We start from the raw sequence: 23,836 nt of genomic DNA, 5'->3' as shown, positions 1-23,836 counted from the left end.
GCACGGCGATCATCCCGATCCGCAAGAATGGCCGACCGTGGAAGGATGATTGCCCAGCCGCCCGGGCCCGCAACGAAACCCTGCGCGCCACACGTCACTACGGTCGGGCGTTCTGGAAACGGTGGACGGGATACCACGCCCGCAGCCGCGTGGAGGCCAGGATGCGATGCCTGAAGGCCTTCGGCGAGCGCATCGCCGCACGGGATCCTGATCGGCAAACCGCCGAAATCCACATCCGGGTCGCCCTTATCAATCGCTTTAATGCCCTCGGCACCGCCGAGATCGTCCGCGTGGCCTGAAACTAAAGGGGAAAGGGGAAGTCACGCCTCAAGCCGCCTTTCTGCAACAATGCCCTTGAGACCGCCGGTGTGCGCGACGCGGTTTTCAAAGTCGTGAATGCTTGCTGTGACCAATCCATTGCTGACCAGCTGACCTGCGAGGCCGATCAGGTTGTGCGCTCGGAGGTTTATCGCGGGGCTTCAAGTGCCGCGGCTATGCTCTTCCTGGTCGCAGGCAACAGACGCGTGAACGGCGCCCAGGCGTCCGGCCTAGCTTACGAGGCCGCCTACCCGGCCGACCTGGCGTTCATCCGAACGCAGACAGGCTTCGAGCCGGATAGCGTCCCCCCCACCGGTCATGCGCACCCGATCCGCGCCTGGATGGATCCGCGTTTGCTCGAGTTCGACAAAGTCTGGGCATGTGCTGGCGCGCCTGCGCTGGTGTTCTCGATCGATCCCGAGGCGCTGCGAAGGCTGGCCGGGGCCGTGGCGGGTGATTTCACGGGGTACTGGGCCGCATCTTCATAGGTTGCGCATCGCCCAAAGCCATGTCCAGTTGTGGCTGACGGCCGAGACGCTACGATATTTGGTATTAGTGGCGGGAAATTTCGAAATGGTGATGCGATTTATCCACAGGTTACCGTTCCACCGAATGAAAACCCACCACCATCAACGCATTTCATGCTCTCCTTCACCCGCGGTGGTTTGTGGAGTTGAGCATGAAGAACGCATTCTATTTCGGTGACAACCTGCACATACTTCGGGAGTATATCCCTGATGAAAGCATCGATCTCGTATACTTGGATCCGCCGTTCAACTCCAACGCAAGCTACAACCTACTATTCAAGAGTCCCGACAAGAGCCGTTGGGCGGATTCACAAATCACGACATTCGACGATACTTGGTCGTGGGGCGACGCAGCCGAAGAAGCGTTTGATGACATCTTGGCCACGCAAGGACGAGCCGCGGACGTGATGTCGTCGCTTCGATTGATACTCGGCACCAACGACATGCTCGCGTATCTAACGATGATGACGGCCAGATTGGTTGAGCTTCGCAGGGTTCTCAAACCCACCGGTAGCCTTTATCTGCACTGCGATCCAACCGCCAGTCACTACCTGAAGATAATTTTGGACGGCGTCTTCGGGATTTCGTGGTACCGCGCCGAAATTGTCTGGAAGCGAACCAACGCGCGCGGAACGCCGAAGAACTGGCCACACCTCCACGACACGATCTTTCATTATTCCGGTCCCAAATCCAGACATGAAATTCCACGAGTAAAGGCTAACAAGGCCAAGCTGCCGCATACTCTCATTACGGGCCAAGACGGCAAGAAGTACCAGACGTACGAACTCACTGGCGCTGGAGTTACCGCTGAGGGCGACAGCGGCAAACCGTGGCGTGGCTTCGATGTGACCGCGATGGGACGGCATTGGGGGAATTCGCATGAAGTGATGGACCAGTGGGCCGATGAGGGGCTGATCCATTTTCCGTCCAACGGCGGTTTCCCTAGGAGGAAGGACAATGTGCCATTTGACCCGGAGTCCAGAAAGGTCACCGTCGGAGACGTTTGGACTGACATTGATCGCCTGAACCAAACAGCACGTGAACGGATGGGGTATCCAACCCAAAAGCCCACGGCTCTGCTGAACCGCATAATTGAAGCGTCTTCAAACGAAGGCAACATTGTGCTGGATCCATTCTGCGGCTGCGGAACCACCCTACATTCGGCTCAGGCACTAGGCCGGAAATGGATCGGTATTGACGTCGCCGTGCAAGCCATGCACGTCATTCAAGATCGCCTGAAGCACTACTTCCCCAACATTCGCTACGACGTTTTCGGCATTCCAAAGAGCATCGACGGAGCACTTTGGCTTGCAGAAAATGATCCTTTCAAGTTTGAGGAATGGGCCGTCACCGCATTGGGAGCCATGCATTCAGGAAAATTCCGTGGCGATGGTGGGATCGATGGGACGTTCTACTACCTCACGGCAGGCGATGATCGAAGCCGGGGCATTGTATCTGTCAAGGGAGGTCGGAGCCTCAACCCTGGCATGGTCCGAGATCTCGGCGGTACGCTTGATACCCAGCGCCGCCTCACACGAGACGACAAAGCGGTCGGTGTCCTTGTTTGTGCGCACGAACCAACAAGAGGAATGCGCGATATTGCGCGTGACTTTGGTAAGGTGGACACGTTGTTCGGTCCAATTCCTGCCGTTCAGATCATCACCGTTAAAGAGATGTTCGAAGGCGTTAAGATCAACGTCCCCGCCATGCTAGACACGGTCACAGCTGCTGCCATCGGCAGAAAGAAGGCGACCAATGCGGCGTTCAAGAAGCCTCAAGATCTGACGCAGCCAGCTTTCATGCTTCCAATTCAGGGCGGGCGGAGCACACGCGAGATCGAACAAGTGTCGGACGCCGTGCCCGTCATGCCGTCCTTCAGGCAGCGTCGAGCGGTGGGGTAAATGGCATAGTCCGAAGAACGGCATTGCTGTAATCTTCGCTGTAAATCACTGCAAAGTTCGCTGTCACGCTACAACAGTGGCCGTCGTTTCCCGCGTGACCCATCCCGTTCCGGCGCACAACATGTTGACACAAAACGGGAACATGAATAGAACAAACACCAGAACAGCGGGAACGGTGATATGCTGACCAAGAAACAGCTCGATCTTCTGGATTTCATAAACCGGCGCATGGCGCGTGATGGCGTGCCGCCCAGTTTCGACGAGATGAAGGAGGCGCTCGATCTGCGGTCCAAGTCCGGGATCCACCGGCTCATCACCGCACTCGAGGAGCGGGGTTTCATTCGGCGTCTGGCCCACCGCGCCCGGGCGATCGAGATTGTGAAATTGCCCGAGAGCCTTGGCGGCGCCACGTCCGGTTTCAGCGCCAGGGTGATTGACGGCGACCGGCCCGACAGCCGTCCGTCGACCGCGGCGCCCGTCGAGGGCGCGCATGTGGCCGAGCTTCCGATACTGGGCCGGATCGCCGCAGGTGTGCCCATCGAGTCGATCTCGGACGTGCCGCCGAACATCGGTGTCCCGGGCGCCATGGTGTCGAGCGGCGCACCGCATTACGCGCTCGAGGTCAAGGGCGACTCGATGATCGACGCCGGGATCAACGATGGTGATGTCGTCATCATCCGCGAGGCGTCCAGCGCCGAGAATGGCGAGATCGTCGTCGCCCAGGTCGAAGGCTACGAGGCGACCCTCAAGCGGTTCCGTCGGCAGGGAAACACGATTGTGCTAGAAGCGGCCAATCCGGCCTACGAGCCGCGCGTGCTGCCGATGGGCGCGGTCAAGGTGCAGGGCAAGCTCGTGGGGCTGATCCGCACCTACTGACCGCGCGCCGCAGTCCCGTGCCACAGGCGCTGCGAGTGGCCGGCGGCCGTGATGATGCGCGGCGCGTCGTCCTCGAGCCAGAGAGCCACGGCCCCGGTATGGCGGAGGCGCGCAGGATCGTAGATGTCGCAGCCCGGCTGCGCGGTCATGTCGACGCTCGAGACCACGATGGCGGGCGTGGTACAGCCTTCGAATCTGCGCATCGCGCGTTTGCCCTGAAGATGGACGACGCGCAGGGGGCCCAGCTTGGCCCTCGCGGTTCGCGCCTCTGTAGCCTCGGGCCAGAGGGCGGCGGCCGCCTCCTGACCGCCGCCCTGCCCGTCGTTCTCCAGCCATATCTCGGCGTGGAAACCCGCGCCGCGCGGCCGTGACAGCGCGCGACCCTCCGGCGTCATGATCCCCACGAGCGTGCCTGTGTCTGCGATCAGCAGGTCGGGCCGTCCGGTCCCGGTCCAGGCGATCAGTGCCAGCACGAGTGGCCCGATCCCGGCCCAGCGACCGCGCCCCTGCCAGAGGCACAGGAGCAGCCCGCCGCCCGCCAGCATCGGCAGCACCCAGCCCGGCGGAGCGACGACATGGCCGACGGCGCCCTCCCAGTCCGAGAGGCGATGGGCGACGCCCAGGATCCAGCGCAATCCCAGCTCCATGACGTGCAGCGGGACCCAGTCGAGCCCCAGCGGCAACAGCAACGCGGCGACCACGGCCGCCGGGACGGCGATCGTCCCCATGACCGGGACACTGACGAGATTTGCCAGCAACCCGTAGTGCGAGACGATGTTGAAATGCGCCATCGCGATCGGCGCGGTTGCGAGCGAGGCGGTCACCGAAGAGACCACCACTGCAAGAATGGGCCGCGCCCAGCCGGGCAGCCCGCGCTCGATGCCCCAGTCGCGCAGGCGGCCGAAGACGGTGACAAGGCCCAGGGTCGCGGCAAAGGACATCTGGAAGCCCGGACCCAGCAGCGCTTCGGGGCGCAGAGTAAGCACGATGATCGCCGCTAGGGCCACGGCGCGAAGCGACAGCGCGCGGCGGTCGAGGATCACCGCCGTGAGCATCACGGCCACCATGACGAAAGCGCGCTCCGTCGCGATGCTGCCGCCGGACAGCGCAAGATATCCTGCCGCTGCCAGAAGCGCGACCGCGGCGGCGATTTTCTTGCCCGGCCAGTGATGGCGCGTGTGCGGCGGCAGGAGCAGCAGCAGCCGCACGGCCCCGAAGACGAAGCCCGCGACCAGTCCCATGTGCAACCCGGAGATGGCCAACAGATGCGCGAGGTTCGTGTGGCGCAGCGCCTCGATCGTCTCTTGGGCCATGCCCGAGCGATCGCCGGTCATGATGGCGGCGGCGAAGGCGCCAGTCTCGCCGGGCAGCCGGGAGCGGACATGCACGGAGAGCGCCATGCGTGCCCGCGTCACCCATTGCCCGCCGCCTGCCGGCTCCAGCAGGAGGACCGGTGTCCGTGTATAGCCGACGGCGCCGAGTTGAAGAAACCAGGCGTGGCGGCGGAAGTCGAAGCCGCCCGGCTCGACTGCGCCGCCTGGGGGCGAGAGGTGTCCGGTGAGGATCACCACCTGTCCCGGCGCCGGGTCGAGGAAGCCCTGCCGCCCGTGCAGCGAAACGCGCACGCGGCGCGGTGTTTCGGCCGGGGCCATGCGCCGCAGCACCACGCGGTCGAGCGTCAGCCGCAGCGCGTCCGAGGCGGAGCGGTCGATGTCGATCACGCGGCCCTGGACCGGGCCGTAGTAGCGGAAATCGAGCTGCGGCCCTGCCACCCAATGTGCGCGTCCGCCGGCAAGCGCGAACCCACCTATGAGCAGCGCCGCGGCGATCAACAGCGGCGCAGCCATGTAGGAAGCCCATCTCTGCGCTGCCATCAACACCAGTGCGAGCCCGGTGCAAAGGCCCAGCAGCCAGACCGGCGGCTCGTCCGGCAAGGCGAAGTAGAGCCCGATGCCGCAGCCCAGGAAGACCGGCACCCAGGGGAACAGGTGCCCCCGCTGCGCGACCAGTGCCGCGCCGACCCAGTTCAGCGCAGCCCGCATCCTTGCCCCCGCCCGGTCCGGTGGTTATGGAACCCGCGAAGACTAGCTCCCGCATGGTTACCCGGAGGTTAACACCGCATGTCCGTCGTCACCCGTTTCGCGCCCTCGCCCACCGGCTTCCTGCACATCGGCGGGGCACGCACGGCACTGTTCAATTGGCTCTACGCGCGCGGCCGCGGCGGGAAGTTCCTGCTGCGGATCGAGGACACCGACCGCGCCCGTTCGACCCCGAGGCGACGCAGGCGATCCTCACCGGGCTCGACTGGCTTGGGCTCGATCACGACGGCGAGGTGGTGAGCCAGGCCGCCCGCGCCGACCGTCACGCGGAAGTCGCGCTCGAGCTGCTCGAGAGCGGCGCGGCCTACAAGTGCTTCTCCTCGCAGGAGGAAATCGCGGCCTTCCGCGAGAAGGCCAAGGAGGAGGGCCGCTCGACGCTCTTCGTGAGCCCTTGGCGCGACGCCGATCCCGCGACTCATCCCGATGCGCCCTACGTGGTGCGCCTCAAGACCCCGCTCGAGGGCGAGACGGTGATCGAGGACCAGGTCCAGGGCCGCGTGACCATAGGCAACGACCAGCTCGACGACATGATCCTGCTGCGCTCGGATGGCACGCCGGTCTACATGCTGGCCGTGGTGGTCGACGACCACGACATGGGCGTGACCCACGTCATCCGCGGCGACGACCACCTCAACAACGCCGCGCGCCAGATGGGCATCTACCGCGCCATGGGCTGGCCCCTGCCCGTCTATGCCCACATTCCGCTGATCCACGGCCCCGACGGCAAGAAGCTGTCCAAGCGCCACGGTGCGCTCGGCGTCGACGAGTACCAGAAGATGGGCTACCCGGCGGCCGGCATGCGCAACTACCTGGCGCGCCTGGGTTGGAGCCACGGCGACGACGAGTTCTTCACCGACGCGCAGGCGAAGGCGTGGTTCGACCTCGACGGAATCGGCAAGTCTCCGGCGCGTTTCGACTTCAAGAAACTCGACAATCTCAGCGGCCAGCACATCGCTGCCGCCGAGGATGCTGCACTGCTGCAAGAGATCGAGGCATTCCGCGACGTAACTGGTGAGCCGCCGCTGACCGAAGAGCAGCGGGATGGTCTGGCACGGGCCATGTTCTGTCTCAAGGAGCGCGCCAAGACCATCCCGGAACTCCTTGAAAAAGGACACTTTGTTCTGGCCGAGGCGCCGATCGAGCCGGACGCGAAGGCCGCCAAGGCGCTGGACCCTGTATCCCGTGGTATACTGGCCTCGTTGACGCCGCACCTGCAAAATGCTAGCTGGTCGCGCGAAGACCTCGAAGAGGTAATGGCCCGCTTCGCGGAAGAGCAAGGGACCAAGTTCGGCAAGCTCGCCGGCCCCCTGCGCGCCGCGCTTTCGGGCCGGGCCGTGACTCCGAGCGTGTTCGACATGATGCTGGTGCTCGGCCGGGAAGATTCGATTGCCCGTATCGAACATGCAGCGGCCTCTGGAATGGACTGACCATTCCGCTGGGCCATGTGACATTGACCGCCCCGGCGCGCTATGGGGAGCGCCGGGCCTTTAACGAAGGGATAAGAAAAGCATGGCTGACACTTCGAAGACCGCGACACTGACCATCGGCGACAACAGCGTCGAACTGCCGATCCACTCGCCCACGGCCGGGCCCGACGTCATCGACATCCGCAAGCTCTATGCCCAGGCCGGCGTCTTCACCTACGATCCGGGCTTCACCTCGACCGCGAGCTGCGACAGCACGATCACCTTCATCGACGGCAACAAGGGCGAGCTGCTGCACCGCGGCTACCCGATCGGTCAGCTGGCCGAGAAGTCGCACTACCTCGAAGTCTGCTACCTGCTGCTCTACGGCGAACTTCCGACGGCGGCCGAGCTCGAGAACTTCGAGAACACGATCACCCGTCACACGATGATCCACGAGCAGATGCACAACTTCTTCCGTGGGTTCCGTCGTGACGCGCACCCGATGGCGACCATGGTTGGCGTCGTGGGCGCGATGTCGGCCTTCTACCACGACTCGACCGACATCTCGGACCCCTACCAGCGCGAGGTTGCCTCGCACCGGCTCATCGCCAAGATGCCGACGATCGCGGCCATGGCCTACAAGTATTCGATCGGTCAGCCATTCGTCTATCCGCGCAACGATCTGACCTACGCCGAGAACTTCCTGCACATGTGCTTCTCGGTACCGGCCGAGAAATACGACGTGAACCCGATCCTGGCGCGCGCCATGGACCGGATCTTCACGCTGCACGCGGACCACGAACAGAACGCCTCGACCTCGACGGTGCGTCTGGCTTCCTCCTCTGGCGCGAACCCCTTCGCCTGCATCGCGGCCGGCATCGCCTGCCTCTGGGGCCCCGCGCACGGCGGCGCCAACCAGGCCTGCCTGGAGATGCTCAAGGAGATCGGCACGCCGGACCAGATTCCCGAATACCTCGAGCGGGCCAAGGACAAGAACGATCCGTTCCGCCTGATGGGCTTCGGCCACCGGGTCTACAAGAACTTCGACCCGCGCGCGACGGTGATGAAGCAGTCGGCCGACGAGGTGCTGGACCTGCTGGGCGTCGAGAACAACCCGATCCTCGCCACCGCGAAAGAGCTCGAGCAGCAAGCGCTTGCGGACGACTACTTCGTCAGCAAGAAGCTCTTCCCGAACGTCGACTTCTACTCGGGCATCATCCTCGAGGCGATGGGCTTCCCGACCTCGATGTTCACGCCGATCTTCGCGCTGTCGCGGACCGTCGGCTGGGTGTCGCAGTGGAAAGAGCAGCTGGCCGACCCGCAGCACAAGATCGGTCGTCCGCGCCAGCTGTACCTCGGCAACACGCTGCGCGACTACAAGGATATCGAAAACCGCTGATCCGGACACCTCCGGACCCGGTTGGAACAGGACCCCGCCCGAGCGGCGGGGTCTTTTTCGTTCCGGGATTCGGTGTGCCGCGATTCTACCGGAAGGCGTAGCGCCGCTTACGGGCCGTGTTTCCCATTCTGAAACGATTTCGACTGGTCCGGGGGATCAGGAGCCAACCGGGTTGGAAATTCGCAAGAAACACTCTGTTGCCACGAATTGGGTCAGCTTTGCGGCAAAATACTGGCAAAGCATCGGACATACCTTGTTGCTTTTCCCATTTCGGAGCCCAGAGCCATGTCCACCTCCGGCAGCCGCGAGATCACGCTCGGCGTCGATCCAAAGGTCCAGATCCGCATTGTCGAGGACGCCGGCAACCTTGCCATCAGCGTCCTGTCCCAGGATCCCGATGTGACCGACATCGACGGCATCTTCTTTAACCTCATCGACGGCAGCCAGGCCGCCGAACTGACGATCTACCCTTTCGTCAATGACGAGCTGGTGACCGGCTTCGACGCGCTGCCAGGGAGCCTGAACACGCTGTCCAACGGCGCCACGCTGAACGACAGCTTTGACGTGCGCGTCGAGCTTGGCCAGGTGCCGTCCTCGACCGCGGGGGACGTCGACTCGGGGGATTTCACCTTCTGGATCGACAGCGGCGCGCCTCTGACGATCGCGGACCTCGATCTTTCGTCCTTCACGGCCGTCGTGAATTCGGACGACGGCACGGGCCAGGTTCTGCAGGCCGGCGAGACGGGTCGCACCGCGGCCGAAACCGTGGTCGCGGTTGACGAGACCTTCAACTGCGTCTGGGATCCCGATGACCTCGACAGCATCGCGCACGACGGTCGGTGGGATATCCGCTACGGACACCTGCACACAGATGGCGACAGCGACGGCGTGCTGCAATTCGCCCCGGTCGAGACCGACGGGCCGGTCGCGATCTCCTTCGAGATCAACGCCGACGATCCCCGCCAGTTCGAGGCCGATGGCCACGCGGCCGACAAGCTCTCGCTGCAGGTTCGGCTCGACGACGGCGAGTGGCAGACGCTCGACACCTTCGTCGTGGACGAGCACGCGGGCGTCTTCGTGGGCTCGGAAACCGGCCAGACCTTCGGCGCCCACGCCACCACGCTGAGCTATTCCGGCGGGGCGCTGGACGGTGCCAGCGAAAGCGCCGAGTTCCGCTTCGTCTCTGACATCTCCTCCTCCTGCGAGGACATCTACATCGACAACGTCACGATCCTCGCGACCGAAGAGACCGAGGCCACGCAGACCGCGGACGAGGTCGTGCAGGCCGAGGACTTCGACCACGTCTGGTGGGCCGCGCAGAGCGATGCGGTCGAGGGCTGGACCCATTGGGACATCCGCGACGACGCGCTGCACACGGACGGCGACGACGATGGCCGCGTCACCTTCGAAGAGGTCGAGACGGATGGCGCGGTGAAGTTCTCCTTCGACGCCCGCACCGACGATGCCCGCGACTTCGAGCGTGAGGGCTGGGGCGCCGACAGTTTCCGCATCGAGGTGCAGGTGGACGACGGCGAATGGGCCACCCTGGACGAGTTCCGCGTCAACGACGAAGGCACCGCGCTGGTGGGTTCGGAGACCGGACAGCAGTTCGGCGACAGTGGCAATTCGCTTTCCTACTCCGGTGGCATCCTCGACACCGCAAGCGACTCCGTGCAGTTCCGCTTCGTCTCGGACATCTCGTCGTCGTCCGAGGATATCTACATCGACAACCTCGCGGTGACCGTCCTGGGCGAGCCGGCCGAGGAGGTGACCTCAGAGGGCTCGCAATACGATATCTTCTTCGACTCCCTGCTGACCGAGGAAATCGAGAGCGACGAGGCAGCCGAGGTCGAGCCCGAGACGCCGGAACTGGAAGAGGTCTGGGCCTGAGCCTCGCCGCACCGGCATGAATTAATCCCGGCCGGTGCAAGCGCCGGGCGGGGATCAGACCGCCCTCAGCGCCCCTCGAACTTCGGGGGGCGCTTTTCCATGAAGGCGACGACGCCTTCCTTGAAGTCGCGGGTCTGTCCGCACTGGCCCTGGAGTTGCGCCTCGAGCGCGAGTTGGCTTTCGAGATCCTGCTCGAAGGCGCCACGCATGGCCTGCTTGATGCGCTGGTATGCCTCGCTCGGGCCGGTGGCGAGGTGAGCGGCGCGCGCCTTCCAGCGCGTCTCGAAGTCGGCGTCCGGCACCGCTTCCCAGATCATGCCCCATTGGTCGGCCTGCTTGGCGCTGATGCGATCCGCGAAAAGCGCCGCGCCCATCGCCTTGGCGAGGCCCATCTGGCGCGGTAGCGCCCAGGTGCCTCCGGCGTCCGGGATCAGACCGATGCGGCTGAAGGCCTGCGAGAAGAATGCGCTCTCGGTGGCGATGACCACGTCGCAGCAGAGCGCCAGGTTCGCGCCGGCGCCCGCTGCGGCGCCGTTGACTGCCGCGATTGTCGGGCGCGGGCAATCCACGATGGCGTTCAGCATCGGCACGTATTCGTCGCGCAGCACCCGCTCGAGGTCGATGTTGGCCACCGTTTCGCGATCGCCCAGGTCCTGCCCCGAGCAGAAAGCGCGCCCTGCCCCGGTCAGCACCACGACGCGTGCGTCGCGTCCGCCCTGCTGAACGGCATGAGTGATTTCGGCTCGCATCTGCGTGCTGAGCGCGTTCATCACATCGGGCCGCGACAGGGTCACCGTGGCGATCCCCTCGCTGCAGTCGTAATCGATGGTCTCGTAGTGCATGCGCTCCCCCCTCTCCCTGCAGCTGTCACGGCTGCATGAAAACCGCAGGCGCCGCGCCGGGCCAAGCCGGACGCGGCGTCACTCGTCGAGAATCTCGCTCAGCCGTCGGCGCTCGGCTTCGGTCAGACCTTCCTCGGCAGGCGCTGCTGCGCGCGAACGGCCGCGGATGTAGAGCCCCGCGAGGATCAGCGCCAGCGCGAAGAGGATCGGCCCGGCGGCCCAGAGCAACCAGTTCCAGCCACCGGTGGTGGGCTTGAGCAGGACGAATTCGCCGTAGCGCTCGACGATGTAGTCGACCACCTCCTCGTTGCTGTCGCCCTCCATCAGCCGCTCGCGGACGAGCAGCCGAAGGTCGCGGGCGAGCGAGGCGTTGGACTCGTCGATGCTCTCGTTCTGGCACACGAGGCAGCGCAGCCCGGCCGAAATCTCTCGCGCGCGGGACTCGAGCGCAGGGTCGTCGAGTATTTCGTCCGGCTGTACGGCGCGGACCTGCCCGGCTGTCCCGAGCACGCCGAATGCGAGCGCCAGCAACAGAACCGCCGCGCGGAGCACGCTGGCGGCGTTCGACTTCCAAGCAGCGTCTGTCATTCCGCCGGAACTCCCTTGGCGGGGGTCTGCCGGCGCGCGCCTGCGGCGACACGGAAGCGTCTGTCCGACAGGCTCAGCCCGCCGCCGATCGCCATGAGGATCGCACCACCCCAGATCCAGTTCGCCAGCGGCTTGATGTAGACCCGCGTGGTCCAGCCGCCCGCGGCCTGACGGTCACCGAGCACGATGTAGACGTCGCGCAGGAAGCCGTTGTCGATGGCGGCCTCGGTGGTGGGCATCCGTGCCACCGGATAGTTGCGCTTTTCCGGGTAGAGATGCGCGACCTCGGCCCCGTCACGGCGCAGCGAAACCTCGCCCATGTCCGAGACGTAGTTCGGTCCCTGCACGCGCTGGACATCCTGCAGCACGACCTCGAAGGCGCCGACGGTGAAGGGTTCGCCCAGTTCGGCGACGCGGATGTCCTCCTGCTGCCAGGCCAGCATGCCGGAGATCCCCAGCATGGTGACGCCCAGTCCGGCGTGGGCCACGGTCTTGCCCCAGTCCGCGCGCGGCAGGCGCAGCAGGCGCCGTGGATCGCGAGACTTGCCCATCCGGCCCGCGAGGTCCGTCAGCGCGCCCGCGACCAGCCAGGTTCCGAGGAAGATGCCGATCGGGCCCATCATCGAGCGCCCGGTCTGCATCGCCCAGACGAGCCCGGCCACCGCAACGGCCAGCACGAAGGCCGGCACGAGCTGACGCAGCGCCCGGCCGATTTTCCCGCGCTTCCAGCTCAGCATGGCGCCGATGGGCAGGATCGCCCCGAGCGCCATCATGAAGGGCGTGAAGGCCATGTTGAAGAAAGGTGCGCCCACGCTCAGCTTGCGGTCGAAGAGCATCTCGGCCACGAGCGGCCAGAGCGTGCCCGTGAAGACCACGAAGCAGGAGACGGCCAGCAGGATGTTGTTGGCCACCAGCGCGGACTCGCGGCTGACGATCCCGAAGACCCCCTTGGCCTGCATGGCGCCGGCCCGCGCGGCAAAAAGAGTAAGCGCGCCGCCAGTGAAGAAGACCAGGATGGCCAGGATGAAGACGCCGCGCTCGGGGTCCGTGGCGAAGGCGTGGACCGAGGTCAGCACGCCCGAGCGCACGATGAAGGTGCCGATCAGCGAAAAGCCGAAGGCGAGGATCGCCAGCAGGATGGTCCAGCTCTTTAGCGACTCGCGCTTTTCCACGACGATGGCGCTGTGCAGCAGCGCCGCCGCCAGCAGCCAGGGCATGAAGGAGGCGTTCTCGACCGGGTCCCAGAACCAGAATCCGCCCCAGCCGAGTTCGTAGTAGGCCCACCAGGACCCCAGCGCGATGCCGATGGTCAGGAACAGCCAGGAAAGCAGCGTCCAGGGACGGACCCAGCGGCCCCATGCAGCATCGACCCGTCCCTCCAGCAGCGCTGCCACTGCAAAGCTGAAGCACAGACTGAGCCCGACGTAGCCGAGGTAGAGGAACGGAGGATGGAACGCGAGCCCCGGGTCCTGCAGCAGAGGGTTCAGGTCCTGCCCGTCGAAAGGCGGCACTGCCACGCGGGCAAAGGGGTTCGAGGTGAAGAGGATGAAGGCGAAGAAGGCCACGCCAACCAGCGCCTGCACCGCCAGCACCCGGGCGCGCAGCGTCGGAGGCAGGTTGCCGCCGAACCAGGCGGCCAGCGCGCCGAACAGGGCCAGGATCAGGACCCAGAGCAGCATAGAGCCTTCGTGGTTCCCCCAGACGCCGCTGATCTTGTAGAGCATCGGCTTGGCAGAGTGCGAGTTGGCGACGACGACCTGCAACGAGAAGTCCGAGGTGACGAAGGCATGGGTCAGCGCGGCGAAGGCCAGCGCGACAAGGCCGAATTGCGCCGTCGCGGCCGGTTCGGCCACTGCCATCCAGCCGGGCCATCGCCTGTAGGCGCCAACCATGGGAATCACTGCCTGCACGCATGCGACCATGGCGGCAAGAATAAGGGCGAAATGTCCGAGTTCGGTAACCATGCCCAACTTGTAGGCGATCACGTCCCGACGGCCAATGAAAATGGTCAAAACGCCCGTTTCACATTGTCGCAACCGGCTTCAGGCGCGCCCGGCACCGACTTCGTGGCGAACGCGGCCCAAAAGTCCCGGCATCATGGCAAAAGTTCGACATTGTCGGCCCCAATTATGCCTCAGGGTGAGCAAAATATCGCCTCCGACAACTGCAAGTTGCTATTTGCGTGAAAAGTGGTTGCTTAATCGTTAAGGATGTTGCCTATTAGATGTGTAGGTGGGGGCACCTACAACCTAGGAGTGAGCGAGATGCAGACCGATCCCATCGATGTACGTTGCCCGTGCTGCGGTGGTTGTGCGCATTTCCACGAGCCGTTCCGTTTTGTCAGTACGTCCCGCACGACAGCTTTGCCCGAGAATATGCACCGCTGGGGCCGTGTTATGGTTGAGGAACTCTACCCCGACCAGTTTACATGGAAGCAGCCCGAAAGCGAGCGCCCCCTGTTTCATTACTCCTCCGACGAGGATGGTCCGGGTTACCACCTGAACCACCGCGGCATCGTGGAGTGCGAGACCTGCGCGACCTCGCGCAAGGCGACGATCCGCTGGCCCGAGGCCGCCTACCCGGCCGACCTGGCGTTCATCCGAACGCAGACAGGCTTCGAGCCGGATAGCGTCCCCCCCACCGGTCATGCGCACCCGATCCGCGCCTGGATGGATCCGCGTTTGCTCGAGTTCGACAAAGTCTGGGCATGTGCTGGCGCGCCTGCGCTGGTGTTCTCGATCGATCCCGAGGCGCTGCGAAGGCTGGCCGGGGCCGTGGCGGGTGATTTCACGGGGTACTGGGCCGCATCTTCATAGGTTGCGCATCGCCCAAAGCCATGTCCAGTTGTGGCTGACGGCCGAGACGCTACGATATTTGGTATTAGTGGCGGGAAATTTCGAAATGGTGATGCGATTTATCCACAGGTTACCGTTCCACCGAATGAAAACCCACCACCATCAACGCATTTCATGCTCTCCTTCACCCGCGGTGGTTTGTGGAGTTGAGCATGAAGAACGCATTCTATTTCGGTGACAACCTGCACATACTTCGGGAGTATATCCCTGATGAAAGCATCGATCTCGTATACTTGGATCCGCCGTTCAACTCCAACGCAAGCTACAACCTACTATTCAAGAGTCCCGACAAGAGCCGTTGGGCGGATTCACAAATCACGACATTCGACGATACTTGGTCGTGGGGCGACGCAGCCGAAGAAGCGTTTGATGACATCTTGGCCACGCAAGGACGAGCCGCGGACGTGATGTCGTCGCTTCGATTGATACTCGGCACCAACGACATGCTCGCGTATCTAACGATGATGACGGCCAGATTGGTTGAGCTTCGCAGGGTTCTCAAACCCACCGGTAGCCTTTATCTGCACTGCGATCCAACCGCCAGTCACTACCTGAAGATAATTTTGGACGGCGTCTTCGGGATTTCGTGGTACCGCGCCGAAATTGTCTGGAAGCGAACCAACGCGCGCGGAACGCCGAAGAACTGGCCACACCTCCACGACACGATCTTTCATTATTCCGGTCCCAAATCCAGACATGAAATTCCACGAGTAAAGGCTAACAAGGCCAAGCTGCCGCATACTCTCATTACGGGCCAAGACGGCAAGAAGTACCAGACGTACGAACTCACTGGCGCTGGAGTTACCGCTGAGGGCGACAGCGGCAAACCGTGGCGTGGCTTCGATGTGACCGCGATGGGACGGCATTGGGGGAATTCGCATGAAGTGATGGACCAGTGGGCCGATGAGGGGCTGATCCATTTTCCGTCCAACGGCGGTTTCCCTAGGAGGAAGGACAATGTGCCATTTGACCCGGAGTCCAGAAAGGTCACCGTCGGAGACGTTTGGACTGACATTGATCGCCTGAACCAAACAGCACGTGAACGGATGGGGTATCCAACCCNAGCGAAAAGCCGAAGGCGAGGATCGCCAGCAGGATGGTCCAGCTCTTTAGCGACTCGCGCTTTTCCACGACGATGGCGCTGTGCAGCAGCGCCGCCGCCAGCAGCCAGGGCATGAAGGAGGCGTTCTCGACCGGGTCCCAGAACCAGAATCCGCCCCAGCCGAGTTCGTAGTAGGCCCACCAGGACCCCAGCGCGATGCCGATGGTCAGGAACAGCCAGGAAAGCAGCGTCCAGGGACGGACCCAGCGGCCCCATGCAGCATCGACCCGTCCCTCCAGCAGCGCTGCCACTGCAAAGCTGAAGCACAGACTGAGCCCGACGTAGCCGAGGTAGAGGAACGGAGGATGGAACGCGAGCCCCGGGTCCTGCAGCAGAGGGTTCAGGTCCTGCCCGTCGAAAGGCGGCACTGCCACGCGGGCAAAGGGGTTCGAGGTGAAGAGGATGAAGGCGAAGAAGGCCACGCCAACCAGCGCCTGCACCGCCAGCACCCGGGCGCGCAGCGTCGGAGGCAGGTTGCCGCCGAACCAGGCGGCCAGCGCGCCGAACAGGGCCAGGATCAGGACCCAGAGCAGCATAGAGCCTTCGTGGTTCCCCCAGACGCCGCTGATCTTGTAGAGCATCGGCTTGGCAGAGTGCGAGTTGGCGACGACGACCTGCAACGAGAAGTCCGAGGTGACGAAGGCATGGGTCAGCGCGGCGAAGGCCAGCGCGACAAGGCCGAATTGCGCCGTCGCGGCCGGTTCGGCCACTGCCATCCAGCCGGGCCATCGCCTGTAGGCGCCAACCATGGGAATCACTGCCTGCACGCATGCGACCATGGCGGCAAGAATAAGGGCGAAATGTCCGAGTTCGGTAACCATGCCCAACTTGTAGGCGATCACGTCCCGACGGCCAATGAAAATGGTCAAAACGCCCGTTTCACATTGTCGCAACCGGCTTCAGGCGCGCCCGGCACCGACTTCGTGGCGAACGCGGCCCAAAAGTCCCGGCATCATGGCAAAAGTTCGACATTGTCGGCCCCAATTATGCCTCAGGGTGAGCAAAATATCGCCTCCGACAACTGCAAGTTGCTATTTGCGTGAAAAGTGGTTGCTTAATCGTTAAGGATGTTGCCTATTAGATGTGTAGGTGGGGGCACCTACAACCTAGGAGTGAGCGAGATGCAGACCGATCCCATCGATGTACGTTGCCCGTGCTGCGGTGGTTGTGCGCATTTCCACGAGCCGTTCCGTTTTGTCAGTACGTCCCGCACGACAGCTTTGCCCGAGAATATGCACCGCTGGGGCCGTGTTATGGTTGAGGAACTCTACCCCGACCAGTTTACATGGAAGCAGCCCGAAAGCGAGCGCCCCCTGTTTCATTACTCCTCCGACGAGGATGGTCCGGGTTACCACCTGAACCACCGCGGCATCGTGGAGTGCGAGACCTGCGCGACCTCGCGCAAGGCGACGATCCGCTGGCCCGAGGCCGCCTATTGGCAGTGGGAAGTCTCCGGACACCCGCTGGTTGCGCGCAACCGTGCCCACGCCGAGCAGATCCTCGACTTCCTTCGCGAGCGCAATCGTTCGCCGAACCGCCGGCCATCGCTGCGCCGCATCCCGACGCAGCTGCTGACCAAGCGGCTCGCGCCCGAGGTGCGCCGCCGGGTCGGACGCGACCTCGAACTCGCCTGAGCCGCCGCGCGGCTCAGACCTGCGACAGCCCGGCGCCAAAGCGCCGGGCGCGTTCCTGATAATGCAGGGCGGACTGGCGCAGTCCTTGGATCGCGTCTTCATCAAGCTGGCGGACGACCTTTCCGGGCATCCCCATGACGAGGCTGCCGTCGGGGATCTCCTTGCCCTCGGTCACCAGCGCTCCGGCTCCGATCAGGCAGTTGCGCCCGATCTTCGCGCCGTTGAGCACGGTGGCTCCCATTCCGATCAGGCTGTTCTCACCGATGGTGCAGCCATGCAGCATGACCTTGTGGCCCACGGTGCAGCCCGGTCCCACCACCAGCGGGTAGCCCATGTCGGTGTGGCAGACCACGTTCTCCTGCAGGTTGGAGCCAGCGCCCAGGCGGATCTCCTCGTTGTCGCCGCGCAGCGTGCAGCCGAACCAGACCGAGCTGTCGGCCTCGAGCACGATTTTCCCGATCACGTTCGCATCCGGCGCCACCCAGGCGCTCTCGGCGATTTCCGGCGCGATGCCGTCCAAAGCGTAGATCGTCATTCCTCTCCCTCCTCGAATTCGGACTGAAGACTGCGGACATGGTCCAGCAGCCCGGGCTGTTGCGTGCGCCGCAGACGGGCGGCGGTGACGATGCTCTTGAGCCGGGCCTCGGTGTCGTCGAGATCCTCGTTCACGAGCACGAAATCGTAGCTGCCCCAATGCGAGATCTCGTCCCAGCTCTTCTGCATCCGCTTGGCGATGACCTCGGCGCCGTCCTGCGCGCGGCTCTCGAGCCGGCGCTTGAGTTCGGCGATCGAGGGCGGCAGCAGGAAGATCGACAGCGTGTGCAGGCCCAGCTCGGAATTGGTGATCTGCTGCGCGCCCTGCCAGTCGATATCGAACAGAACGTCCTGCCCCGCGATGATCGCGTCACGCACCGGGCCCTTGGGCGAGCCGTAGAAGTTCCCGAAGACATGCGCGTGCTCCAGCATGCCGCCGGTGCTGACCGCCTTCTTGAACTCGGCATCGGTCATGAAATGGTAATCCTGCCCGTCGACCTCGCCCTGCCGCGGCGCGCGGGTCGTGGCCGACACCGAAAAGACGATCGAGGGGTCCCAGTCGCGCAGGCGCCGGGCCAGCGTCGATTTCCCCGCGCCAGACGGCGAGGACAGGATGATCAGGAGGCCGCGGCGGTCTGTCATGTCTCACTCCACATTCTGCACCTGCTCGCGCGTCTGGTCGATGGCGGTCTTTAGGGCAAGCCCCACCTGCGTCAGCGGCACCGAGCCGGACTTGGAGCACAGCGTGTTGGCCTCGCGGTTGAATTCCTGCATCAGGAAGTCGAGGCGGCGGCCCACGGCACCCTCTTCTGTCAGCAATTCGCGCGCGGCGGTGACATGGGCCTGGAGGCGGTCGATCTCCTCGGTGACGTCGGCCTTGACCGCGATCAGTGCAAGTTCCTGCGCGATCCGTGCTTCGTCGACGCCCTCTGTATTCTCCATCACCCGCGCGAGCGCGATGCGCATGCGCTCGGCCTGCTCGTCCCGCCTGGCCCCGGCGATGGTTTCCGCCTGCGAGGTCAGCTCGGCAATTGTGTCGAGCTGGCTGACGATCACCTCGGCCAGCGCGGCGCCCTCGCGTTCGCGCGCGGCGACGAAGGCCGCGAGGGCCGTGTCGAAATCCTTCAGCAGCGTCACACGCAGTGCCTCGGCATCGGCAATCTGGCGCGTGCCCGTCATGACGCCGCGCAGTGCAACGATCTGCGCGGCACTCGAGGGCGCCATTTCGAGGCCCTGCCCCTCGGCCGCCCGCTGGATCCGCACCATGGCGTCCAGCACCCCGGCAAGCGCCGCCTCGTCGAGCTGCGCTCCGGCGTCTTCCTCGCGCCCCTGCAGCTTCAAGGCGATCTGGACGTTCCCGCGCTGCAGGCGCTTGCCTGCGCGGGCGCGCACGTCTGGCTCCAGCGCCTCGTGCCCCTCTGGCAGCCGCAGGCGCAGATCGAGGCCCTTGCCGTTCACCCCGCGCAGCTCCCAGGTCCAGCGCAGGGCCGCGTGCTCGCCGCTCGAAGTGGCAAAACCGGTCATGGATTGACGCATGTGCTCTCCCGTCGCGGCGGCCCCAGAGGCGCCGGTTTCCTTGCCGACCGGGTAAAGCGGAAACCCCTCGCTGTCCAGCCGCGCGGCCCTTCAGCGGGCGTTAACCTTTCAGTCATAAATCCGGCGCAATTCCAACGCATTTGAGGTAACTTGAGTCTCAATCGCATAGGAATGCATGCACGTTGGAACGGGGGCTCCGACCGGGCAGCGCAGAAGATCAAGGAGCGCGGGAATGTTCGGAAAGAGCGATGAGGAACGGGATGTCGTGTCGATGACCGACCGTGAGAAAGAGAGACGACTGGCACCGATCCGGTTGCTGGAGGCCTATTGGCACGGCCTGGCCGCCCAAAGCGGCGCCGTGCCGCTGCGCAGCCAGATCGATCCGCGCGGGATCGAGACTGCGCTGGAATATGCCTTCCTGGCCGAGCGCATCGCACCGATGCTGGCCAAGCTGCGGGTCGCGGGCACGCATCTCAACGAGGTCATGGGCATGGACACCGGCGGCATGCCGCTCTCGGCGCTTTTCGCGCCCAAGGACCGGGATCGGCTGGGTGAAGGCGTGGCGCAGGTCTTTGCCGACGGCGCCTGCGTGCGCGCCGAGTTGCGCGGCGAGGACGGTTTCGGCCGTTCGGCGCTGTCCGGGCACCTGCTGCTCCTGCCGCTCCGGTCGGATATGGGCGACATGACACGCATGATCGGCGCTCTGGTCACATCCGGTCGGATCGGCCGCACGCCGCGGCGGTTCCACATCGCCTCGATGACCGTCACGCCGGGCTTCGAGATCGCGCCCAAGCCCGTGGCCCAAGCTCCGCACCGCGTGGAACTGGCCGAAACGCCCGCACCTTTCAAGCCCGCGCCGCGTCAGTCCGAAAAGCGGCCCCACCTGCGGTTGGTCATCTCGAACGACTGACCTATTCCAGGTATGCGCTCCCCCATAAAAACACGCTGAAACAGATATTTGGCGATAGCTTTTCACGTCATGCTGCAAGGCGTCCGCTGCGCATGAAAAAGCCCCCGCAAAACACGTTTGCGGGGGCCTGTTCCATGTTCCGTGGATCACTCCGCGGCGAGTGCCACCGGAGCTGCGGGGGCCGCCGACGCCTGTTGCGCGTCCAGCACCGTGCGGAACTCCTGATGCTGCTCGGCATAGGCCAGCGTCGCGCGAAGCATGCCGGCCTTGGAACCGCAGTCGTAGCGTTCGCCGCTGAAGCGGAAGCCGCAAAGCCCAACCTCGTCCGCGCCGCGCGCGATCGCATCGGTCAGCTGGATCTCGCCGCCGAGTCCCGCCTCCTGCGTGCGCAGCGCGTCGAAGATCGAGGCGTCCAGCACGTAGCGCCCAACGACCGCGTGCAGCGAGGGCGCTGCATCAGCATCGGGCTTTTCCACCATGCCGCTGGCGGGCAGCACGTTGCCCTGCATGCGGCCCTCGGGCACGAGCACGCCATAGGCCGAAACCTCGTCCCGTGCCACTTCCATGCTGGCGACCATGTGGCCGGCTCCGGCGGTCTCGTAGGCTTCGATCATTTCCGCGATGCAGCCCTTGTCGCCCATGATCAGGTCGTCGGGCAGGATCACCGCAACCGGACCCGGCAGCGCCTCATCCGCCGCGCAAAGGACCGCGTGGCCGAGGCCAAGCGGTTCCGGCTGCATGACGAAGTGTGCCTGCTCGGCCTCGGGATCGATGGCGGCCGCGTCGAGGTGGTCCGCGATGCCGTGCTTGCCTTTTGCACGCAGCGTGCGGCAGAGGTCTTCGTCCTGGTGGACGTAACGCTCGATGGCGGACTTGGAGGGATGCGACACGAAAATCATCCGCTCGATCCCCGCTTCGCGCGCCTCGTCGATGGCGAACTGCAGAAGCGGGCGGTCGAGGACGGGCAACAGTTCTTTCGGCGTTGCCTTGGTGGCCGGCAGAAAGCGGGTGCCCAGTCCGGCGACGGGAAAGATCGCGGTGCGAACCTTGGAGGGCGATGCATTCTGGCTGGATTTGCTCACGTCGGGGTCTCCTTTTCGAGCGACGATTTCGCCGCAGTGCGGCAATCATGGAAGAATTTATGCCCTATCTGGCGTATGTCAAAACTTCGCGACAATCCGACTGGTTCCAAGCGGCATCCCGCCGGAAAATCGGTCGAAAGGCCGACGCGGACGGCCCTCGTGACCGATCGCCGGCCTGCGAAAGCGCTCCAAAAGCACTTGAAAGGCGAGAGGTGAGACTTGATCGTGCCGGTAATTTGGGCAAAAGCCTAAAACATCGGCAAAAAGTTCGGGTTTGTCGTGTGCCGCGGGACTTCCAGCGACAAAGCGCGCAAGCCGGGATGGCATGACGGAACCCGACGGATAGTGTATACGTTACTCGATAGACACAGAATGGAGTAAATACCCCCGCCGGCCGTTTACATTCGAGTGGTTGGCCTTTGATCTCATGGACGGTTCCGAAATCGACACCCCGCCCGCGCAGCCCGACAGCCTCTCCGGACCCCGGCGCGCCACCCCCTATTCTCGTATTACCGTGATCGGCATGGGCAGCTGGGGCACCGCCCTCGCCGCCGTCGCCGCCAGTGCAGGCCACGACGTGCGCCTCTGGGGCCGCCGCGCCGACCTGGCCGAGCGTATCGCCGAGACACGGGAGCACCCCGAGCACCTGCCCGGCATCCCCCTGCCCGACGGCCTTCGCCCGATGAGCGATCTCGAGCGCGCCCTGCGCGACACGCAGGCCGTGCTCATGGTGACGCCCTCGCACACGCTGCGCGACATGGCCCGCCTGATGAAGCCGCACCTGCCCGAGGGCGTGCCCATCGCGCTCTGCTGCAAGGGCATCGAGCGCGGCACCGGCTACCTGCTGAGCCACGTCGTCGAGGAAGAGCTGCCCGGTCACCCGGTCGGCGCGCTTTCGGGCCCGACTTTCGCGCGCGAAACCGCCTTGGGGCACCCGACTGCCGCCACCATCGCCTTCCAGTTCACCCACAACGACCGGATCGCGCCCGAACAGGCGCCGGCCGCGCGGTTGGCGCTGACCATGCAGACCCAAGCGTTCCGGCCATACATCTCTGACGACCTCGTGGGCGTCGAAGTAGGCGGCGCGGTCAAGAACGTGATCGCCATCGCCTGCGGCATGATGACGGGTGCGGGGTTCGCCGAGAATACGCGCGCGGCGCTCATAACCCGCGGGATGGACGAAATGAAGACGCTGGCCGAGGCGCTCGGCGGTCGCCGCGAGACGGTCACCGGTCTTTCCGGCGCGGGCGATCTGACGCTGACCTGCTCCTCGAGCACGTCGCGCAACATGTCGCTTGGCACGCAACTGGGCCAAGGCATTCCGCGCGACCAGTGCTTCGACGGCAAGCCGACCGTGGTCGAGGGCGAGGTCAACGCCGTCTCGGTCGTCGACCTGGCGCGGCGGGTCGGCGTCTCGATGCCGATCTGCGAGGCGGTCCACGCCATCCTGCACGAGGGCGCGCCGCTTGCCGAAACCTTCCGCGCGCTCTGGGCCCGCCCGATCGAGGGCGAGCCGCGCGCCCTGGACCTGACCGTACATGCCGGCGAAGGAGATCCCGCATGAGCCTCGACCACGCGCTGTCGCGCGACATCTCGACCTGCCGCTTCGTGCTGGCGACCGATCTCGACGGCACCTTCCTGGGCGGCAGCGACGCGGACCGCGCCGAACTCTATCGCTGGATCGAGGCGCACCGCGACAGCATCGGCCTGATCTTCGTGACCGGCCGTGATCCCGCGTTCATCAAGGAGCTCTGCGACAGCGGCGTGCCCTGGCCCGAGTTCGTGGTGGGCGATGTGGGTACGACCATTGCCCGCGTCCACGCGGGCGAGATCCATCCCATCGCGCCGCTGGAACAGGAGATCGCCGAAACCTGGGGCGACGCCGGCCCGGCCGTGAAGCGCGCGCTCGACGGCCACCCCGGCCTCACGCTGCAGCCGACCGATTTCCGCTACCGCGTCAGCTACGACATGAACGCCGAGGCCTTCGATCCCAGCGCCTCGGAGATCGTGCGCGAGCTGGGCCACGATCCGCTGATCTCGAACAACTGCTATTTCGATGTTCTGCCGCGCGGCATCTCGAAGGGTCCGTCGCTGCGCCGCCTCGTCTCGCATCTCGAGATCGACGAGCCGCGGGTGCTTGCCGCAGGCGACACGCTCAACGATCTGTCGATGTTGAAGTGCGGCCTTCCGGCCGTCGCCGTCGGCGGCTCGGAAGAGGCCCTTCTGAACGAGGTCGGCGACCTGCCCCACGTGCACAAGGCCCGCGCCGTCGGCGCGGCCGGCATCCTCGAGGCGGTCGAGACCTGGAACATGCACCCGACACCGAAAGGAGCCTGA

Annotated in this window: 20 protein-coding genes and 2 pseudogenes; 13 read left to right on the top strand and 9 right to left on the bottom strand. The window is 64.7% G+C overall.

All coding sequences use genetic code 11. The features are described from left to right. The 4 genes from SALMUC_RS19640 to lexA form a co-directional block, all read left to right on the top strand. The coding region (locus tag SALMUC_RS19640) for a transposase (protein ID WP_342663045.1) at positions 1-299 on the top strand (299 nt) is incomplete at its 5' end. Positions 300-368: 69 nt separating this feature from the next. Further along, on the top strand, positions 369-806 hold the full coding sequence (locus SALMUC_RS19635; RefSeq protein ID WP_020041458.1) for a YbaK/EbsC family protein: 438 nt from the start codon (positions 369-371) through the stop codon (positions 804-806). A 191-nt stretch (positions 807-997) separates the two neighbouring features. Then, the gene (locus SALMUC_RS19630; RefSeq protein ID WP_020041457.1) at positions 998-2,746 is read left to right on the top strand and encodes a DNA methyltransferase; all 1,749 of its coding nucleotides are present in this window, start codon (positions 998-1,000) and stop codon (positions 2,744-2,746) included. Positions 2,747-2,926: 180 nt separating this feature from the next. Next, a complete protein-coding gene (gene lexA, locus SALMUC_RS19625) occupies positions 2,927-3,622 on the top strand; it encodes a transcriptional repressor LexA (protein ID WP_020041456.1) in 696 nt (231 codons plus the stop codon). Here lexA and SALMUC_RS19620 read toward each other — a convergent pair. Next, a complete protein-coding gene (locus SALMUC_RS19620; protein WP_020041455.1) occupies positions 3,616-5,664 on the bottom strand; it encodes a ComEC/Rec2 family competence protein in 2,049 nt (682 codons plus the stop codon). The genes lexA and SALMUC_RS19620 overlap by 7 nt on opposite strands. Before the next feature lie 78 nt (positions 5,665-5,742). Between SALMUC_RS19620 and gltX the strand changes: the two are divergent. The 3 genes and pseudogenes from gltX to SALMUC_RS19605 all read left to right on the top strand — a co-directional run bounded on the left by gltX (position 5,743) and on the right by SALMUC_RS19605 (position 10,416). Then, positions 5,743-7,148 (top strand): annotated as a pseudogene (gene gltX / locus SALMUC_RS19615) (glutamate--tRNA ligase). Between the two features lie 82 nt (positions 7,149-7,230). After that, complete coding sequence (gltA, locus tag SALMUC_RS19610; protein WP_020041453.1) at positions 7,231-8,526, top strand: citrate synthase; 1,296 nt, start codon at positions 7,231-7,233, stop codon at positions 8,524-8,526. Positions 8,527-8,811: 285 nt separating this feature from the next. Further along, positions 8,812-10,416 carry a hypothetical protein gene (locus SALMUC_RS19605; protein WP_020041452.1) on the top strand — a complete coding sequence of 535 codons (1,605 nt, stop codon included), beginning with the start codon at positions 8,812-8,814 and terminating at the stop codon, positions 10,414-10,416. Positions 10,417-10,481: 65 nt separating this feature from the next. On the opposite strand, the gene SALMUC_RS19600 is transcribed toward SALMUC_RS19605, so the two are convergent. The 3 genes from SALMUC_RS19600 to SALMUC_RS19590 form a co-directional block, all read right to left on the bottom strand. Further along, positions 10,482-11,258, bottom strand: a complete 777-nt coding sequence (locus tag SALMUC_RS19600) for an enoyl-CoA hydratase-related protein (RefSeq protein ID WP_020041451.1) — start codon at positions 11,256-11,258, stop codon at positions 10,482-10,484. 78 nt (positions 11,259-11,336) lie between these two features. Next, positions 11,337-11,846, bottom strand: coding sequence for a cytochrome c-type biogenesis protein (locus SALMUC_RS19595; protein ID WP_020041450.1), 510 nt, complete (start codon positions 11,844-11,846; stop codon positions 11,337-11,339). Continuing rightward, a complete protein-coding gene (locus SALMUC_RS19590; protein ID WP_037372413.1) occupies positions 11,843-13,810 on the bottom strand; it encodes a heme lyase CcmF/NrfE family subunit in 1,968 nt (655 codons plus the stop codon). The genes SALMUC_RS19595 and SALMUC_RS19590 overlap by 4 nt, the downstream gene beginning before the upstream one ends. Positions 13,811-14,110: 300 nt before the next feature. On the opposite strand from SALMUC_RS19590, the gene SALMUC_RS31240 reads away from it, so the two are divergent. Together SALMUC_RS31240 and SALMUC_RS29115 are read left to right on the top strand one after the other, a co-directional pair. Further along, complete coding sequence (locus SALMUC_RS31240) at positions 14,111-14,662, top strand: YbaK/EbsC family protein (protein ID WP_245584728.1); 552 nt, start codon at positions 14,111-14,113, stop codon at positions 14,660-14,662. A gap of 191 nt (positions 14,663-14,853) precedes the next feature. Continuing rightward, complete coding sequence (locus SALMUC_RS29115) at positions 14,854-15,879, top strand: DNA methyltransferase (RefSeq protein WP_156883568.1); 1,026 nt, start codon at positions 14,854-14,856, stop codon at positions 15,877-15,879. Here SALMUC_RS29115 and SALMUC_RS19580 read toward each other — a convergent pair. Beyond that, positions 15,767-16,624, bottom strand: a pseudogene (locus tag SALMUC_RS19580) (heme lyase CcmF/NrfE family subunit); the annotation flags it as partial. The gene SALMUC_RS29115 and the pseudogene SALMUC_RS19580 overlap by 113 nt on opposite strands. Positions 16,625-16,924: 300 nt before the next feature. On the opposite strand from SALMUC_RS19580, the gene SALMUC_RS19575 reads away from it, so the two are divergent. Beyond that, the gene (locus SALMUC_RS19575) at positions 16,925-17,437 is read left to right on the top strand and encodes a hypothetical protein (protein ID WP_245584727.1); all 513 of its coding nucleotides are present in this window, start codon (positions 16,925-16,927) and stop codon (positions 17,435-17,437) included. Positions 17,438-17,450: 13 nt separating this feature from the next. Here SALMUC_RS19575 and SALMUC_RS19570 read toward each other — a convergent pair whose 3' ends face one another. Genes SALMUC_RS19570 through SALMUC_RS19560 form a run of 3 tightly spaced genes read right to left on the bottom strand, consistent with a single transcriptional unit; the run spans position 17,451 to position 19,507 of the window. Next, on the bottom strand, positions 17,451-17,972 hold the full coding sequence (locus tag SALMUC_RS19570; protein WP_020041447.1) for a gamma carbonic anhydrase family protein: 522 nt from the start codon (positions 17,970-17,972) through the stop codon (positions 17,451-17,453). Further along, positions 17,969-18,613: a guanylate kinase gene (gene gmk / locus SALMUC_RS19565; RefSeq protein WP_020041446.1), complete on the bottom strand. Its 645-nt coding sequence runs from the start codon at positions 18,611-18,613 to the stop codon at positions 17,969-17,971. Before gmk ends, SALMUC_RS19570 begins: the two co-directional genes overlap by 4 nt. Before the next feature lie 3 nt (positions 18,614-18,616). Continuing rightward, positions 18,617-19,507 (bottom strand): YicC/YloC family endoribonuclease, encoded by an 891-nt coding sequence (locus SALMUC_RS19560; protein ID WP_020041445.1) that lies wholly within the window; start codon positions 19,505-19,507, stop codon positions 18,617-18,619. A gap of 232 nt (positions 19,508-19,739) precedes the next feature. On the opposite strand from SALMUC_RS19560, the gene SALMUC_RS19555 reads away from it, so the two are divergent. Beyond that, positions 19,740-20,417 carry a PAS domain-containing protein gene (locus SALMUC_RS19555; protein ID WP_020041444.1) on the top strand — a complete coding sequence of 226 codons (678 nt, stop codon included), beginning with the start codon at positions 19,740-19,742 and terminating at the stop codon, positions 20,415-20,417. 146 nt (positions 20,418-20,563) lie between these two features. Here the strand turns inward: SALMUC_RS19555 and SALMUC_RS19550 are convergent, their stop codons facing one another. Next, entirely contained in the window at positions 20,564-21,499 is a 936-nt protein-coding gene (locus SALMUC_RS19550; RefSeq protein ID WP_020041443.1) for a UTP--glucose-1-phosphate uridylyltransferase, read from the bottom strand. A gap of 427 nt (positions 21,500-21,926) precedes the next feature. On the opposite strand from SALMUC_RS19550, the gene SALMUC_RS19545 reads away from it, so the two are divergent. Together SALMUC_RS19545 and SALMUC_RS19540 are read left to right on the top strand one after the other, a co-directional pair. Beyond that, a complete protein-coding gene (locus tag SALMUC_RS19545; protein WP_084514033.1) occupies positions 21,927-23,063 on the top strand; it encodes an NAD(P)H-dependent glycerol-3-phosphate dehydrogenase in 1,137 nt (378 codons plus the stop codon). Then, positions 23,060-23,836: an HAD-IIB family hydrolase gene (locus SALMUC_RS19540; RefSeq protein WP_020041441.1), complete on the top strand. Its 777-nt coding sequence runs from the start codon at positions 23,060-23,062 to the stop codon at positions 23,834-23,836. Before SALMUC_RS19545 ends, SALMUC_RS19540 begins: the two co-directional genes overlap by 4 nt.

This window comes from Salipiger mucosus DSM 16094, from assembly GCF_000442255.1.
GTDB lineage: Bacteria > Pseudomonadota > Alphaproteobacteria > Rhodobacterales > Rhodobacteraceae > Salipiger > Salipiger mucosus.
The sequence above is the reverse complement of the archived record's forward strand: the minus strand, read 5'-3'. Positions and strand labels throughout refer to the sequence as shown.

Bases quoted from the DNA above. Each gene is read 5' to 3' on its own strand.
- gltA (WP_020041453.1), top strand. From the start codon at position 7,231: ATGGCTGACACTTCGAAGACCGCGACACTGACCATCGGCGACAACAGC.
- SALMUC_RS19545 (WP_084514033.1), top strand. From the start codon at position 21,927: ATGGACGGTTCCGAAATCGACACCCCGCCCGCGCAGCCCGACAGCCTC.
- SALMUC_RS19595 (WP_020041450.1), bottom strand. From the start codon at position 11,846: ATGACAGACGCTGCTTGGAAGTCGAACGCCGCCAGCGTGCTCCGCGCG.
- SALMUC_RS19590 (WP_037372413.1), bottom strand. From the start codon at position 13,810: ATGGTTACCGAACTCGGACATTTCGCCCTTATTCTTGCCGCCATGGTC.
- SALMUC_RS19605 (WP_020041452.1), top strand. From the start codon at position 8,812: ATGTCCACCTCCGGCAGCCGCGAGATCACGCTCGGCGTCGATCCAAAG.
- SALMUC_RS19575 (WP_245584727.1), top strand. From the start codon at position 16,925: ATGCAGACCGATCCCATCGATGTACGTTGCCCGTGCTGCGGTGGTTGT.
- SALMUC_RS19570 (WP_020041447.1), bottom strand. From the start codon at position 17,972: ATGACGATCTACGCTTTGGACGGCATCGCGCCGGAAATCGCCGAGAGC.
- SALMUC_RS31240 (WP_245584728.1), top strand. From the start codon at position 14,111: ATGCAGACCGATCCCATCGATGTACGTTGCCCGTGCTGCGGTGGTTGT.
- SALMUC_RS19560 (WP_020041445.1), bottom strand. From the start codon at position 19,507: ATGCGTCAATCCATGACCGGTTTTGCCACTTCGAGCGGCGAGCACGCG.
- lexA (WP_020041456.1), top strand. From the start codon at position 2,927: ATGCTGACCAAGAAACAGCTCGATCTTCTGGATTTCATAAACCGGCGC.
- SALMUC_RS19555 (WP_020041444.1), top strand. From the start codon at position 19,740: ATGTTCGGAAAGAGCGATGAGGAACGGGATGTCGTGTCGATGACCGAC.
- SALMUC_RS19630 (WP_020041457.1), top strand. From the start codon at position 998: ATGAAGAACGCATTCTATTTCGGTGACAACCTGCACATACTTCGGGAG.
- gmk (WP_020041446.1), bottom strand. From the start codon at position 18,613: ATGACAGACCGCCGCGGCCTCCTGATCATCCTGTCCTCGCCGTCTGGC.
- SALMUC_RS19540 (WP_020041441.1), top strand. From the start codon at position 23,060: ATGAGCCTCGACCACGCGCTGTCGCGCGACATCTCGACCTGCCGCTTC.
- SALMUC_RS19620 (WP_020041455.1), bottom strand. From the start codon at position 5,664: ATGCGGGCTGCGCTGAACTGGGTCGGCGCGGCACTGGTCGCGCAGCGG.
- SALMUC_RS19600 (WP_020041451.1), bottom strand. From the start codon at position 11,258: ATGCACTACGAGACCATCGATTACGACTGCAGCGAGGGGATCGCCACG.